This window comes from Vibrio sp. V30_P3S12P165 (assembly GCF_009904905.1).
Lineage (GTDB): Bacteria > Pseudomonadota > Gammaproteobacteria > Enterobacterales > Vibrionaceae > Vibrio > Vibrio fujianensis.
Genome location: NZ_WXWH01000074.1, coordinates 15,575 through 31,917 on the forward strand (window position 1 = coordinate 15,575; position 16,343 = coordinate 31,917).

Genomic DNA, 16,343 nt, shown 5'->3' on the forward strand with positions numbered 1-16,343 from the left:
AAGACTTGATGTCACAAATGAAAACATAACAAAAACAAAAAGAAAACGAATTGAAAAAAATTGAACCAATTTAAAGGTTTTATTGCAAATGAGATATAATTTTCATTATTTAATTTCTATTTAAAATAAAAAAACCACCTATAAAATAGGTGGTAAACATTGCGAACAATGTAACGCTTTATCCAGTCTTGGCAAACATAGGGGGGAGACCTGAGCTGAAGACAAAGCAAAAAAAAATTATTATAAAATCAGGTTAAATTCTATTTGCGCTACCACAAACGTTAATTTTACTAATGACGACCTCTTTCATTGCCTGCATACCAGGAACTAAATATTGCCGAGGATCATTCGCATCAGGATGGCTAGACAAATAGTCTTTCATGGCATCTGAAAAAGCAATTTTCAATTCAGTCGCCACATTCACTTTACAAACTCCCAGTTCAATACAATGACGTACATCTTCATCAGAAATACCCGATGCACCATGCAAAACAAGCGGAATATCAACACACTGACGAATTGCAGCTAACCTTTCAAAATCCAGTTTAGGTTCTGCTTTATATAAACCATGAGCCGTACCAATAGCAACCGCAAGAGAATCAATCCCCGTACGCAGAACAAACTCCTTCGCTGAACTTGGATCGGTTAATTGTGCATTGGCTTCATCGACAATAAGATCATCTTCCTGCCCCCCAAGCAGTCCCAGCTCGGCCTCAACGGAGACACCGTGACGATGACACATGTCAACTACCGCTTTAACGGTTTTAATATTTTCGTCAAAAGGAGAATGAGAGGCATCGATCATGGCAGAACGAATTCCAGCATGAATTTTTTCTTCAATATCGGTAATACTTTCATGGTGATCCAGATGTAATACCAACGGTAGTTTATGCTTTTTAGCCGCAGCTTTACAAATAGAAACCAAGTAATCAACACCGGCATGTTTATAAGTTCCCGGCGTACCGGCCAAAATAACTGGAGAACGCATTTCAGCAGCAGTCTCAACAATTACTTGTATCGTTTCTAAATTATGAACATTAAATGCAGGAACTGCATAGTTATTTCTCTGGGCATCTTTTAACATTTCATGTGAAGATATTAGGTACATAAGGTCTCCTATGGCGTGTAATAACGCCACTCAAATAATATATTATTTATGGTTAATTAAAGTTTATTTAAATAATCTTTTTGATTATTAATATTTTTACTCTGTCATTGTTGATTCACAGCACCATACTTTATTCCCATTCACCCAGGTTTCTTTTAATTCAAGCGCTGGGTTAACGCATAAAAAATTAGCTTTTTTACCGACAGCGATGGAACCATATTTATCCTCGAAACCCAATAAACGAGCCGGAAATAAACTGGCTGATTCAATCGCATGTTTTAATTCCACACCCGCCATGGTTGATAAATTCTTCACCCCTTGGAATAACGCTAAAGTACTCCCTGCTAATCCCCCTTCTTGGGTGGTCACAATGCCGCTTTGCATACGGACCGCATTACCGCCCAAGAAATACTCACCATCAGGTTGGCCAGTTGCACGCATGGCATCGCTGATCAGCACTAAACGTTCTGCGGCACAACTGACACAAATTTTCATTGCTGCTGGATGAACATGATGGCCATCTGCAATCAACTCAATATAAGCTCGTGAGTCACTGAGCCCAGCTCCTACCACACCGGGTTCTCGATGATGAAGGCCACTCATCCCGTTGTAGCAATGGACAATGCCATCTGCACCGGCCTCAAATGCCGAGTTTGCTTGAGCGTAACTCGCATTGGTATGTGCCAACATCACGTTGACTTCTCGCTGTTTCAAATGACGAATGGCGTGGCATGCATTCTTTTTTTCTGGTGCTAACGCAACCGCTTTTAATGTGTCTCGACTGACTGCGATCAGATGATCCAGTTCTTGTGTGTCCAACTCACGGAATAAACTGGCATCATGAGCACCTTTATGCCGCTCGGTAAAATAAGGGCCTTCTAAATAACTGCCTAAAATCGTCGCCCCAGGAACACCTTGCACCATGGCTTCAGCCACATTAATCAAAGCACGTTCAATATGTGGTAGCTGATCGGTAACCGTGGTTGCGAGAAAAGCGCCAACGCCTTGACTCGCTAAATGTTGTGATAATTGGGTTAATGATTCGAGCGTGCCGTCCATCACATCGACACCAGCGCCACCATGCACGTGTGAGTCAACCAGTGCGGGTAACATCACTTCCACTTGCATCATGGTGGATATATCGTCTTCGGGCTGCTTAGGCCGAATTTGCGTAAAACACTCATCTTCGATGCTAATAATGTAATCTTGCTGCCATCCTTGCTCGGTAAGAATCTGTTTTACATTAATTTTCACTTTATTCGCTCCTCGACATATCACAAAAGCATTCGGTTAAATGCCTTCACATGCCGTTTCGGTCTGTGATTGTTTGGCCAACTCATCAAATAAACATGTCATTCCACGGTGGCCACATAACAAGGCTTGTTCTCTAAACTCGGTAATGTTGAGTTCGTCACGCTCCAACATCATCTCTAAAATTAATTGCAGGTTAGCCCCTGTAATGACTTCTATATTACCGTGCTCTAAAGCAAGGGTTGACGCGATACGAAATGGACTGCCACCCAATAAGTCGGTAATAAATACCAGCCCATCTTGTGTACCAACATTCTCCATTGCGGCTCGAAATTGTGCTTCCAGTTGTTGGGTTGTTGATTCCGGAGGGAAATCAATCGCTACACATTGCTCTTGTACCCCAATCACTTGGTGCATGGCTTTTTCCATACCTGAGGCAAATGCACCATGGCCGGAAATAATCACACTCAACATCTTCTTTTCCTCTTCTATTAAAGAGGGGGATCCAGCTGACTTAAAGCATAAGCGAAGTCATCGATTATCCAACACTCATGGCAACACCAAGTCAATTGGCTGGTACGTTGATCCCTTTAAGGATTCACGCCCCCTCTGATTGGCCGTTTTCTCTCTCGGTTAAAGCGTTATAAGAAACCGATAAAACGACCCGCAACCGCCATCACAACCGTAACCACAATCAGTTTAATTGGGCTCCAACCACGTTTAACTAGGGTATACATTAGCAAGGTATACACTAATGGAAGGAATGCGGGCATCAGCTTATCAATCACATCCGCTTGCAACTTAACGACCGCATCACCGGCATTAATTTCTAGCGTAGTAGAAAGACGTACATACGTCGCGACCAGTGCCCCAATGACCGTCATCCCCACAATGGAAGCCGCATGACCGACTTTTTTGGTATTGGCTTTAATCATCGGTATCGCTGCCACGCCCATTCGGTAAGCATAATGAGCCAAACCAAAGCGAAGGCCGAAATGGACCACGTTAAATAAGCAGAAGAAAACCACGGCTCCGAGAATCGAGCCTTGCAATGCGAGATCGGCACCAATCCCGCCACAAATGGGCAGTAAAGTAAGCCAGAACATGGCATCACCAATTCCTCCCATAGGAGCACCAACCGCAATTTTAGTGCTTTGGATACTATTCACATTCTGCTTTGAACGCTCCATCGCCAAAATAATGCCCATCACAAACGTAACTAAGAATGGGTGTGTATTAAAAAAGCCCATATGCCCACGCATTGACTTGGATAGGTCACTTTTATTGGTATGAATTTTTTCTAATGCCGGTAATAACCCATACAGCCATCCCGCAGCTTGCATACGCTCAAAGTTAAATGAAGCTTGTAATAGCAGTGAACGCCATGCCATTCGGTTAATGTCTGATTTGGTTAACTCAGTACCAATCGATTTATCACTGTATTCATCTTGTGGGACGTCAGGCGTTTGGTTGACATCGATATTGTGATTAGATCCCATCTTCAAATTCCTCTTGTTTAGTCGCAACAACAGCGGTGTCTGTTCCTTTTTTCATAAAATCAATCAATGCCATCGCCAGTGCTGCAGCGGCAATCGCTAACACAGGGAGTTCAAGCCAAGCTGCCGCGACGAATCCAAGAATAAAATAAGGAATGTAGGCATTTTTCATCATGATTTTCATCAGAACCGCAAAACCAATCGCTGGCATGATGCCACCCGCAACCCCTAAACCGTCGATCAAGGTTTTAGGTAGGGCTTCAACAGCCACCTTGGCGTGTTCTGCACCCAAATAGATTGGAAGAAAAGCCCATAAGAAATAAAAGGTACCCAATACCAGTAGCGCAAAATAGTTGACGCGTTCAATGCCTTTAGTGTCGGCGTTATCTGCCATTTGGTCACATTTAGACATCATTGGTGCCATCACAGAGAATAAGAAAGTAATCCCCATTTGTACGGCAACCGCAAAAGGTACCGCGACCCCAACCGCGACATCAGCGGGCACGCCGGAACTGATAGAAAATGTCGTCCCAACAATCGTCCCAATAATAACATTGGGTGGCTGAGCCCCCGCTAACGGGGCTAACCCCATCCAAACTAGCTCTAATGTTCCGCCCACTAATATCCCCGTTGGTAAATCGCCCAAAATCAAGCCAACTAAAGGGCCTAATACCACAGGTCTATGAAAGTGAGTTAAACCGTTAAAGAGATCTAATCCAGCGAAAAATGCCAGTATTCCCAGCATTAACGCTTGTATGAATCCTATTTCCATCTTTCAGTTCCTTTCTTAATTAAAGTAATTCAAAAACATCCGTAGCAGATTCGGTAGGGACTCCCTGCACACGGCATTTCACGTTATGTTTTTTTAATTGTTCAAAGCTTTCAATATCTTGTGCATTGACGGAAACGGTTTTATGAATTTGTTTTTTTCCATCCACGTAATGCATATTGCCAATATTAATGTCTTGAATTGGCACTCCGCCTTCAACCATCCTTAAAAAATCAGACGGTGTTTTAGCGACTAACAAAATTTTCTGGCGATCAGCGGCTTTGTGAATATTGTCGATGACTTTTTGAATACTCCAGAAACGAATCGCAATGCCTTCGGCAATCACCATTTCCATTAAATTTTGTTGGATGGTGTCCTCGGCAACGTCATCATTAGCCACAACGATGATATTTGCATCGACAAACCCAACCCATTGCACGCCCACTTGACCGTGCACCAAACGTTCATCAATGCGACTTAATACGATATTTGGCATTGTTTATTCCTTTTTAACGGTTGAACGGATAAATATTAACGCCCTGTACCACACGATTGACTTCCCCACTTGGGCAAGGATTATCTGGGCCAATCTCGAGATCAAACGAGCGAGTAAATGCATAAATCTGGGCAAACAATAAGAATGGGAAAGCCAGTGCCGCATCATCTGCATCGGCAAAATGCGGAATTTGAAAATAATCGCCTTCGGCAATCATGGCATCAACTTCAGTGGTTAACGCCACCACTTTCAGAGCTTTATTTTCCGCTCGTAACTCCCTCAAGAGATCACGATCATATTGGCGGGTATAAGGGTCATTAGAGATAAAAATAAAGATTATACTGGCATCATCGACAACCGATTTAGGGCCATGACGAAAACCTACCGGGGAGTCAAACGTGACAGAAAGCTTACCCGCCGTTAATTCAAGTAACTTTAATGCCGCTTCTTGCGCGACCCCTTGCAAGCTGCCACTGCCTAAGTAAATAATTTTATTGGCGTCTAAACGAGCCAATGCGGTAATACTAGCTAACTGGCCAGTCAAAATGGCACGGCACGCCTGTTCTATCGCGTTAAACCGTTCTTCATTAAACTGCTGGGGAAGCAAGGCATGTAAACAAGCAGCCATCATACTCGTTAGGCTACTGGTCATCGCAAAGCCTAAATCATTCGTTTCAGGTGGCATTAATAAGGCAAAACTCCTTACATCTTCGCTGGCTCGTAAATACAAGTTACCTTGCTCATTACACGTAATCACCAAATGATAACAGGTATCAAGCACTTGGCTGGCAAGCTCAACCGCAGCAACGCTTTCTGGGCTATTACCAGAACGAGCAAACGAAATCAGCAAGGTGGGACAGTTTTCCGCAAAATACTCTTCAGGATCAGCCACAATATCGGTGGTTGCGATTGCATCAATTCGACGCTTTAATTTTCCTGATAAATAAGGCGCAAGAGCGCGTCCAGCAAAGGCAGAACTGCCCGCTCCCGTGAGCACAATTCTTCCATTCGGATAAGAAAAAAAGGTGTTCATAAAATCGTTGATGCTCGCTTGCAAAGGCATTAATCCTTGTAACGTTCTTTGCCAAGCATCAGGCTGTTGTGTAATTTCTTTAGCGGTTGCTAATCCATTTTTATGCGCTAATTGTTGTTGAGAAATATTTAAATACATAAGGTTAGCCTTCTATTTATCACGGCAAGCGGCAGCATATAACGCCACCACTTCACCAATTTTGTTAACAATGATTGCCTTGGGATCCGATGTGAGCCGACCTTCACGGATCGCTTGAAACTGAATGGGTAAATATTGGCTGATTAACGGCAGAGGAATAGGATGATCTTGTAAGTTGTGTAATAGCACAGCTAAGCCGTCATTGACCTTTTGATCAGGCCAGTAGTAGCGAATGCGATCAGAAAAACTAAAGCTACGGGCTAAACGCTGAGTTTCGCTGTCTCCTTCGTAATACCCCTGCCAATATTTAGGCTCAGCATGCATCGCCCCTTCAAGTACTTGTCGTAATCCAGAGCAATGTCTCGCTGGAATTAATTCTTCTTCAATGCATGAGAGGGAAAATAAAGCCTCACGCAAAGCAAAGGTTAACGCGGGCCCAACTTTTAAAATCGCAAAATGATCGCGAACTAATGCTTTATAAGCCTGTGCGGTTTGATAATCGGTCGAATGAGCTTCAAACACCAAATGAGGATAACGTTCAACGACTTTACTCAGCGCTTGTGCTTTCTCTGGGCAATAATCAATAATGCCTTGATGATCAAACTCAACACCAGGTTGTACTACAAGGCCAATAACGCGTGACCAAATGTCTGCTAACCCTTGCTCAACAAAGGCAGAATAATGCGTTTCGATCGTGTTAATCGCCGCTTGAGGTTGAGTGACTTGTACGCTGCTTAGCGTTTCTGTTGCGCCACCAGGAACAGGAACTTCGGTGCCGATCACATAAACCAATGTGGAGTGGCCAAAAATACGACCCGCGGTTTTTTCTGCCACGAGAGCCAGTTTCGCTGCACGTTGTGCCACCGTTTCATCACTCAAGGGTACGGCATCACCCAAACAGCTCATGCTGCAATCTAAGTGAATTTTTTGAAATCCTGCAGAGACATAAGCCACAATTTGATCTTCAGCGAATTTCATCGCCGTATCTGCATCTAAATGCTGCCAACGATTGGGGCCTAAATGGTCGCCCCCCAACACGATACGTGACATGGGAAAGTGAGCCGATTCAGCTAACCGTTCAACCAAAGCACAGAAATCATTAGGTTGCATCCCTGTATAGCCACCAAATTGATCCACTTGGTTTGATGTTGCCTCAATTAAGAGCACGCTATTATCTAATTTTGCTTGCTCAATAGCGGCTTCGATAACCAGTGGATGTGCCGAGCAGACCGAATAAATGCCAACGGGACGCCCTTCTTTATGTTGTTTAATGATTTCTACAAGATGATTCATTCTTTCTCTTCGCTTCATTTTATCGCTTGAGTAAACTATAAAACAAAGGGAAACGAAACAAAACAAAACAAAAGAATAATTTAGAAGTGCGTCGCAAAAACAAAACGAAACCAAAGGTTACAATCACACACAGTGAAACAAAAAAGACAGATAAAACAAAAGATAACAGCACAAAAAGAAATAAAGTGAAAGTTTATTTCTTTCTATTTCTATTCGTAATGAAGATGGCTATAATCCAATTTCGTCTAAATCAGAAGGTAGATAAAGTGAAAAATACCAGTAAACGACGTGAGCATACGATTGCATTACTTAAAAAAAATGGCAGTGTGCAGGTCACTGAACTCAGCCAACAATTTGGTGTTTCAACTGTCACCATAAGAAATGATTTGGCAGCATTGGAAAAGCAAGGAATCGCAACGAGAGCTTATGGTGGTGCTTACCTTCAAGACAATGACATTCGGCCATATGAGCACTCAGTTGAAGATAAAAATCAACTCAATAAAACCTTGAAGGAAAAAATCGCCGCAGCGGCCGTTAGTCTGATTGAAGACGGAGATACCCTGATCCTTGACTCGGGCACCACAACCCACTGTATTGCAGAGGCACTAAGACACGCCAATGATTTAGTGGTTCTGACGAATGGCTTAAATATTGCCAATGCACTTTTTCCAGCAGAAGGCGTTGAGGTGTTAGTCATTGGCGGAAAGTTACGCCGAAAATCCATGTCATTTTACGGCGAACAAAATGATGGCGTGTTAGAGAACTATCACTTTAATAAATTATTTCTTGGGGTGGATGGGTTTAACCTAGAAAAAGGCATTACTACACATAATGAAAATGAAGCAAGACTGAACCGGAAAATGTGCGATATTGCCGATGAAGTGATTGCTGTTACCGATTCATCAAAATTCGGTAAAGTCAGTCTGCATAAAATTCTAGAAACCACACGAGTTGATAAAGTGATCACCGATCACGGGATTCCCGAGGAATATTTACAAGGCTTGAAGCGTCTAGGGATCAGTGTAATTTTAGTCGACGACTGAACGACGTTCGACGATCACAATCTGATTGATCTTACCGCCGATGGTAACTTATCAAGACAAAAAACCTCTCGTAACTGAGAGGCTTTTTCATGAACATTCAACACACAGAACTCAATCCATTAAGATCAATGTTGCGCTTCTGGCTCTACCTTTGACTCAGCCACCGGATCTGTTTGCGCTTGTGGTAATTCAACCTTAATAAATAAAGCCAAAACGCCCATCAACGCCATCGCCCAGAAAACAGCCGCACCCCAATGTTCATATCCCCATCCGCTGAGCGTTGTCATTGCCGCAATCACCGCACCAAGAGGAATCGCATTGTAAAGTGCCTGCAATGCCACCATTTTATTTTGTGGCGCATGCTGAATGTATTGAATGGCCGCAATATGTGCCATAGCAAAGGTGACGCCATGCAGTAATTGAATCGCAACTAAAGCCACAATCATCGTGGTCGAGGCCGTCAATCCCCAACGGATGATCACCCCAATGGCAGCGACCATAAAGAGTGAACGTAAACTCCAGCCAGCAAACATCCGTTTACTCAAGGCAAAGACTAACACTTCAGCAACCACCCCCAAGCTCCACAGGTAACCGATGATCGCCTCAGAGTGTCCCGCCTCTTTCCAATAAATCGCACTAAAACTGTAATAAGCAGCATGGCTTCCCTGAATCAATGCCACCAACACTAAAAACTTAATAACCGGTAATTCACGTAGCAGTTCTGAGAGTTTCGGTCTAACCGCATAGGCTTCACTCTCGGTGACTGGCAATGGTGTTGGATTACGTAAACTAATCAGTAGCGCCACCGCCACGCCAAATAAGGCGGTATACAAAATCATCGGAGTGCCATACAACGCAACAAGATAACCAACGACTGTTGAACCCGCAATAAAGGCCACCGACCCCCATAAACGTGTCCGTCCATAATCCAACAAATTGTGTTTTGCGTAGTAGTTCGCCATCGCGTCAGACAGTGGCACCACAGGGCCACAGCAAAGGTTAAACAAGATCGTCGCTAATGCCATTAACCAAAAACTGCCCCCAGTAAAAAAGTGGAAAGCAATAAACAGGACAGCTGCCAAGCTTAACCACCGTAAGGCCGGTAATAGATGCTCAACTTTATGAACGCGTGGGGTAATCACTAAATTAGCAACACAGCGTGTCGCAAAACCGATACCGACTAACAAACCAATATCAGTTGCCGAGACACCTTGATCTGCAAACCAAAGCGCCCAAAATGGTAAATACACCCCATACGCAAAAAAGAAACCAACAAAATATTGGGATATCCACCCAAACGGAGAGGGGTTAAACATACTACATCCTAGAAAATCAATAACCAGTGAATCATCAGTGGTACTTACAAAGGTCGCTATTATGCAATGACTCCCTTTAACTAAAAAGGGAACTTTCACTTAAAATCTTATTTCCCTGATCTGCTAAGTCGATAAGGACTATACCCAAACAACTTGCAGTTGCAGGGAGGTGGCAAGTGAGTGACAAATTTGTCTGGAACAAATTTGAATAGCCGTAGGCTGGCCTTGGGTGAAAGTCACGGATAGCTCTCATCATCCCCATCAGCATAGGCAAGCTATGTGATTGGGGTGAACGAACGTAGCCAACACACTGCCGCTTCAAGTAGGAAGGGTATAGACCAAAGTCGTCTGGCGAGAGACAAAAAATTAGCCACACTTAATCCAGTGTTCTCGTTGCGGTGAAAACCATGCCAGAAAAATTCAATATGCACTCGCCTCCGTTTGATCGACTCACGGAACCTCAGCAACAACTGCTCCGCCGTTCATTAGATATCGCCTACTACCGTGAGCGGGATATTTTGATTCAAAGTGGCCAAACGTGTCAGCAACTCTGGATTTTGATTAAAGGCACCGTCGAAGAACGCTCTGCCGATGGTCGAGAGATTTATGCCCATTACGCTAACGACGATATGTTTGATGTACGTGCCCTGTTCGAGCCGCACGCCAAACACCATTATGTGGCCTTAGAAGATACCTTGAGCTATCTATTACCCAAAACGATATTTTTAACCTTATATCGAGAAAATGGTCAATTTGCGGCTTACTTCGATAATAACCTCGCTAAACGACAAGCCCTCATTGAAGCTGCCCAGCAACAAAAAAATATCGCTGAATTTATCCTCACCAAGATAGAGCCTTCGCTCTATCTTCCCCCAACATTACTCAAACCAGAAGACTCTTTACAAGCGGTAACACAACTCATGAGAGAGCAGAGTATTGATGCCGCTTTTGTCGAATTAGCCCCCGATGATCCACGTTTAACCCAGCAGAATATTCCGCCTTATGCCATTATCACCAGAACCAATTTATTGCACGCGATTGCGCTAGACCATTATCCGCTTGATACCCCTGTGGCTCAAATAGCCACCTTTCCCGTGTTACATATTGAACAAGGTGACTTTCTGTTTAATGCCATGGTGATGATGACTCGCCATAAGGTCAAACGTTTAATGGTCTGCGATGGACATCGTGCGGTGGGGTTGCTATCGATGCTGCAGATCTTAAGTACCTTTTCGACCCACTCTCATGTCTTAACACTCGCGATTGCCAGAGCTTCTAGCATCGATGAGTTAGCTCTCGCCGCCAATAAACAACGACAACTGGTGGACAACTTACTCAGCCGCGGGGTTCGTACTCGTTTTGTGATGGAATTGATTGCGGCGGTCAATGAACAAATTATCGAAAAAGCCTTTACTCTCGTGGTTCCACCAGCGCTGCATGATCACTGCTGCTTTGTCGTACTTGGCTCAGAAGGACGTGCGGAACAAATACTCAAAACCGATCAAGATAATGCCTTGATCATCAAAGATGGCTTTGAATGGCATTCATTTTCACCGGTGTTAGAGACGTTAACCCACACCTTGTTACAACTTGGCTATCCACTTTGTCCCGGTCAAGTGATGGTAAACAATCCCGAATGGGTAAAATCGCAAGCAGCATGGAAAAAGACCCTCACCGATTGGGTGAAAAACGCGCATCCCGAGCACGTAATGAAGCTCGCCATCATGGCCGATGCTCATGCTGTCGCCGGCAATCAACAGCTATTATCGCCGATCAAACAACACCTCAGCCAATTAATGGCCCATCAAGAATTGATTTTAACGGAATTTACCCGCCCCGCACTTAACTTCTCGGTGCCACTGACATTATTTGGGCAGGTCAAAAGTGGCAAATCTGGGTTAGATATTAAACAAGGCGGCATTTTTCCAATCGTCCATGGTATTCGTGCGCTCAGTTTAGAATATGCCATCACCTGTAATAACACTTTCCAACGTATCGAAGCCTTGGTCAAACAACAAATATTAGAAAAAGAAACGGGAGATAACCTCAGTGAAGCCCTCAAGTTATTTTTTAAACTGCGCCTCGCTCAACAGCTCGATAATCAACATAACCATAACCAGCTTGACTTAAAACAGCTAGAACGAGCCGAGCGTGATCTGCTACGCCACAGTTTGCATGTGGTAAAAAAATTTAAACAATGGTTAGGCTACCATTACCAAATTAGAGATTAAATAACGATGAATCGGCTTATGCGATATTATTGGTTTCGTAAGTTAAAGGGCTCGCCATATCAAGCGCTTTTTGCTCCCTGTCAACAACAAGAGCTGGTCTCTCTGGACTGTGAAACCACGAGCTTAGATCCTAAACGAGCAGAACTTGTCACCATCGCGGCCACTAAAATCATCGGGAATCGTATTTTAACCAGTCAGCCCTTCGAAGTCCGCTTGCAAGCACCACTATCTTTAGATTCTCAATCAGTCCGCATTCATCGCCTGCGCCATCAAGATCTGGTTTATGGCCTCACAGAACGAGAAGCCTTGCTCCAGCTGATCGAATTTATGGGGAATCGCCCATTAGTGGGATATCACATCCGCTATGATAAAACGATTCTTGATCGCGCATGTCGTCAACAGCTTGGCTTTCCATTACCCAACCGATTAATCGAAGTTAGCCAACTTTATCAGGATAAATTAGAGCAGCAATTACCCAATGCTTATTTTGATCTGAGCTTAGCGGCCATCTGCCATCATCTCGACCTCCCTTTACATAACAAACACGATGCTCTGCAAGATGCGATTGCCGCTGCACTGGTATTTGTTCGTTTAACCAACGGCGATCTTCCCCGTTTAAGCTCTCCCTATCAACACATCGCTTAATTCGATACCAAACGTCTCATACTTCATCCTAAAGTCTAATTGTAGAAATTGTGCCTGTGGCTAACAGTTATAGGTATCGACCCAGCCCACTCGAAGTTATCGCTTCCAGTCAAAAATGGGGTCATTAATTTCCTCAGTGATGTTTAAAACCGGCACTGAAATGGAAATTTGTCGTATTCACAAGGAGAATAACAATGAGTGATGCCTATATCTATCCGGTCAAAGACCATATTAAAGCCCATACTCATGCTGACAACGAGACGTACCTAACCATGTATCAACAGTCCGTGAACGATCCAGAAAGCTTTTGGAGTGAGCATGGTAAAATGGTTGATTGGATAAAACCTTTTCATCAAGTCAAGCACACCTCATTTGATACTGGCCATGTGGATATACGCTGGTTTGAAGATGGTACTCTGAACGTTTCTGCCAACTGTTTGGATCGTCACTTGGCAGAAAAAGGCGATCAAATCGCGATCATTTGGGAAGGGGATGATCCGGAAGATGATAAGACATTAACCTACCGTGAACTGCATCAGCAAGTATGTCGTTTTTCAAATGCCCTAAAAGAACAAGGCGTTGGTAAGGGCGATGTCGTCTGCCTCTACATGCCGATGGTACCAGAAGCCGCGGTTGCCATGCTGGCTTGTACCCGTATTGGTGCCGTTCACACCGTAGTATTCGGTGGATTCTCTCCTGAAGCCTTGTCTGGGCGCATTATTGATTCGAATGCGAGTGTCGTGATTACCGCCGACGAAGGCATTCGTGCTGGCCGACCGGTTCCGCTCAAAAAAAACGTCGATGAAGCCTTAACCAATCCTGAAATCAAAAGTATTAACAAGGTCATCGTCTTGCAACGAACAGGCGGCCATGTTGAGTGGCATAACCACCGAGATGTATGGTGGCATGATGCCATTGCCCATGTCTCCGATGACTGTCCAGCAGAAGAAATGCGTGCCGAAGATCCACTCTTTATTCTTTACACCTCCGGTTCAACGGGCAAACCCAAAGGAGTATTGCACACCACTGGCGGCTATTTAGTTTATGCAACCATGACGTTTAAATACGTGTTTGACTATCAACCACAAGAAGTGTTTTGGTGTACTGCAGATGTCGGTTGGATCACCGGGCATAGCTACCTAATTTACGGCCCACTCGCCAATGGTGCAAAAACCATTTTATTTGAAGGTGTGCCAAATTATCCAGATACCAACCGTATGAGCCAAGTCATTGATAAACATCAAGTCAACATTCTCTATACTGCACCAACAGCGATTCGCGCCTTAATGGCGAAAGGGCATGAAGCCATCAAAGACACCCATCGCAGCAGCTTACGCATTATGGGATCGGTTGGCGAACCAATAAATCCAGAAGCTTGGGAGTGGTATTACAAAACGATTGGCGAGCAAAAGTCCCCGATTGTTGATACCTGGTGGCAAACAGAGACTGGAGGCATATTAATCAGCCCGTTACCCGGCGCAACCGCATTGAAACCCGGTTCAGCAACTCGACCTTTCTTTGGTGTTCAGCCAGCGTTAGTGGATAACATGGGTAATATTATTGACGGCGCAGCAGAAGGAAACTTAGTCATTCTCGACTCTTGGCCGGGGCAAATGCGCAGCGTCTATGGTGATCACGATCGATTCGAACAAACCTATTTTTCTACCTTTAAAGGGATGTATTTTACGGGTGATGGCGCACGTCGCGATGAAGATGGTTATTACTGGATAACTGGACGCGTAGATGATGTGCTCAACGTTTCTGGCCACCGAATGGGCACAGCGGAAATTGAATCCGCCTTGGTTGCATTCGATAAAATTGCCGAAGCCGCCATTGTTGGTGTCCCACATGATATTAAGGGACAAGCGATTTATGCCTATATCACCCTAAATGATGGCGTCTACCCTAGCGCGGAATTACATAAAGAAGTCAAAGACTGGGTACGAAAAGAGATAGGCCCAATTGCTACCCCTGATGTTCTGCATTGGACCGACGCACTCCCCAAAACCCGTTCAGGCAAAATCATGCGCCGTATTTTGCGTAAAATCGCCACAGGTGATACCAGTAACCTGGGCGATACCTCCACACTGGCGGATCCAAGCGTGGTCGACAAGTTGATCGCCGAAAAAGCACTACTGTAGAACAGTAAGCTAGGGTTTTAGGTCCTAGGTTTTAAGTCCTAGGTTCTAGGTTTTAAGTCCTAGGTCCTAGATCCTAGGTTCTAGGTTTTAGGTTCTAGGTTTTAAGTCCTAGGTCCTAGGTTCTAGGACCTGGTTTTCGCTTTTCCTAGGATCTGCTTTCCTCTAGGCCTCTCCTTTTCTAGCACCGTTTTTAGCTAAGATCCGATCAGCTTCAGCCAACCACATTCGTTCAAAAAACCACCCAACCGAGTCATTAGACCAGTAAATTGCTGCCATTTGCGATGAATTAGCTATAATCATGGTCAATTTAATAAAAACAGTGAACTTTTGACCAAAAAAATGTGTCGAAAAATTTAAAATATGGGATTATTGGATTACATCTCACAATAGAGGAAGATAGCCACACAATGTCCACAAATTTACGCATTCTTGTTCTTAATGGTCCAAACTTAAACCTACTCGGTCTACGTGAACCAGAACACTACGGCTCGCAGAACCTAGCGCAAATCGTCGAAAAACTAACAGAACAAGCCGCACAAGCTAATGTGGAATTAGAGCATCTCCAGTCTAACCGTGAGTATGAATTGATCGAAGCTATCCACCGAGCCTATCAACGGGTGGACTTTATCATCATTAATCCAGCCGCATTTACGCATACCAGTGTCGCTCTACGTGATGCGCTGCTTGGTGTGGCCATCCCCTTTATTGAAGTGCATCTGTCAAATATACACGCACGAGAAGCTTTTCGTCATCACTCCTATCTATCGGATAAGGCCCAAGGGGTGATATGTGGCCTAGGCGCACAAGGTTATGAATTTGCTTTGGCTGCAGCAATCAATACGTTGCAAACCAAGTAATAACCCAACACTCTACAACCCAAACTGGGTTGTCTTACTCACAAGATAAAAGAGAAAGAAACAATGGATATTCGTAAAATCAAGAAACTGATCGAATTGGTGGAAGAATCTGGCATTTCTGAGCTAGAAATCTCTGAAGGCGAAGAATCAGTACGTATCAGTCGCCATAATCCAGCGCCAACCGCTCCGGTTCATTACGCTGCAGCACCGGCTCCAACTGCCGCACCTGCGCCCGCTCCGGTGGCTGAAACCGCTGCACCAGCAGCGAAAGTACCAACGGGTCATCAAGTGCTTTCTCCAATGGTTGGCACCTTCTACCGCTCGCCGAGTCCTGAGGCAAAATCGTTCATTGAAGTAGGACAAAGCGTTTCAGCAGGCGACCCTCTATGTATCGTAGAAGCCATGAAAATGATGAATCAAATCGAAGCCGATAAATCAGGCGTGGTAACAGAAATTTTAGTCGAAGATGGTCAGCCAGTAGAATTCGACCAACCTCTTGTGGTCATCGAATAATCGAGGCGTGTTG

General features: G+C 44.3%; 15 protein-coding genes. 6 read left to right on the plus strand and 9 right to left on the minus strand.

All coding sequences use genetic code 11. The features are described from left to right. Positions 1–253 precede the first annotated feature (253 nt). The 8 genes from CAG57_RS13935 to kbaZ form a co-directional block, all read right to left on the minus strand. On the minus strand, positions 254–1,108 hold the full coding sequence (locus CAG57_RS13935; RefSeq protein ID WP_161428195.1) for a tagatose bisphosphate family class II aldolase: 855 nt from the start codon (positions 1,106–1,108) through the stop codon (positions 254–256). Between the two features lie 96 nt (positions 1,109–1,204). Then, positions 1,205–2,362: an N-acetylglucosamine-6-phosphate deacetylase gene (nagA, locus tag CAG57_RS13940; protein ID WP_161428196.1), complete on the minus strand. Its 1,158-nt coding sequence runs from the start codon at positions 2,360–2,362 to the stop codon at positions 1,205–1,207. Between the two features lie 36 nt (positions 2,363–2,398). Then, the gene (agaF, locus tag CAG57_RS13945; protein WP_099610733.1) at positions 2,399–2,833 is read right to left on the minus strand and encodes a PTS galactosamine/N-acetylgalactosamine transporter subunit IIA; all 435 of its coding nucleotides are present in this window, start codon (positions 2,831–2,833) and stop codon (positions 2,399–2,401) included. A 167-nt stretch (positions 2,834–3,000) separates the two neighbouring features. Then, positions 3,001–3,858, minus strand: coding sequence for a PTS N-acetylgalactosamine transporter subunit IID (gene agaE / locus CAG57_RS13950; RefSeq protein ID WP_161428197.1), 858 nt, complete (start codon positions 3,856–3,858; stop codon positions 3,001–3,003). Beyond that, a complete protein-coding gene (agaW, locus tag CAG57_RS13955) occupies positions 3,848–4,627 on the minus strand; it encodes a PTS N-acetylgalactosamine transporter subunit IIC (protein ID WP_161428198.1) in 780 nt (259 codons plus the stop codon). Before agaW ends, agaE begins: the two co-directional genes overlap by 11 nt. 19 nt (positions 4,628–4,646) lie before the next feature. Then, on the minus strand, positions 4,647–5,120 hold the full coding sequence (agaV, locus tag CAG57_RS13960) for a PTS N-acetylgalactosamine transporter subunit IIB (protein ID WP_099610735.1): 474 nt from the start codon (positions 5,118–5,120) through the stop codon (positions 4,647–4,649). Positions 5,121–5,133: 13 nt separating this feature from the next. After that, the gene (locus CAG57_RS13965; protein WP_099610736.1) at positions 5,134–6,291 is read right to left on the minus strand and encodes an SIS domain-containing protein; all 1,158 of its coding nucleotides are present in this window, start codon (positions 6,289–6,291) and stop codon (positions 5,134–5,136) included. A 12-nt stretch (positions 6,292–6,303) separates the two neighbouring features. Continuing rightward, positions 6,304–7,584 (minus strand): tagatose-bisphosphate aldolase subunit KbaZ, encoded by a 1,281-nt coding sequence (gene kbaZ / locus CAG57_RS13970; RefSeq protein WP_161428199.1) that lies wholly within the window; start codon positions 7,582–7,584, stop codon positions 6,304–6,306. 266 nt (positions 7,585–7,850) lie between these two features. Between kbaZ and agaR the strand changes: the two genes are divergently transcribed. Then, positions 7,851–8,627, plus strand: coding sequence for a transcriptional repressor AgaR (agaR, locus tag CAG57_RS13975; RefSeq protein ID WP_337247054.1), 777 nt, complete (start codon positions 7,851–7,853; stop codon positions 8,625–8,627). A gap of 125 nt (positions 8,628–8,752) precedes the next feature. On the opposite strand, the gene CAG57_RS13980 is transcribed toward agaR, so the two are convergent. Further along, positions 8,753–9,943, minus strand: a complete 1,191-nt coding sequence (locus CAG57_RS13980) for a 3-phenylpropionate MFS transporter (protein WP_099610739.1) — start codon at positions 9,941–9,943, stop codon at positions 8,753–8,755. Between the two features lie 407 nt (positions 9,944–10,350). Here CAG57_RS13980 and CAG57_RS13985 point away from each other — a divergent pair, with 407 nt between their 5' ends. From CAG57_RS13985 to accB, 5 genes are all read left to right on the plus strand, one after another. After that, positions 10,351–12,174, plus strand: coding sequence for a DUF294 nucleotidyltransferase-like domain-containing protein (locus CAG57_RS13985; protein WP_161428201.1), 1,824 nt, complete (start codon positions 10,351–10,353; stop codon positions 12,172–12,174). A 6-nt stretch (positions 12,175–12,180) separates the two neighbouring features. Further along, entirely contained in the window at positions 12,181–12,819 is a 639-nt protein-coding gene (locus tag CAG57_RS13990) for a 3'-5' exonuclease (protein ID WP_099610741.1), read from the plus strand. Positions 12,820–13,013: 194 nt separating this feature from the next. Next, positions 13,014–14,960, plus strand: a complete 1,947-nt coding sequence (gene acs, locus CAG57_RS13995) for an acetate--CoA ligase (RefSeq protein ID WP_161428202.1) — start codon at positions 13,014–13,016, stop codon at positions 14,958–14,960. Positions 14,961–15,367: 407 nt separating this feature from the next. Beyond that, a complete protein-coding gene (gene aroQ / locus CAG57_RS14000; RefSeq protein ID WP_161428203.1) occupies positions 15,368–15,817 on the plus strand; it encodes a type II 3-dehydroquinate dehydratase in 450 nt (149 codons plus the stop codon). Between the two features lie 63 nt (positions 15,818–15,880). Then, a complete protein-coding gene (gene accB, locus CAG57_RS14005) occupies positions 15,881–16,330 on the plus strand; it encodes an acetyl-CoA carboxylase biotin carboxyl carrier protein (RefSeq protein ID WP_099610744.1) in 450 nt (149 codons plus the stop codon). Positions 16,331–16,343: the final 13 nt, after the last annotated feature.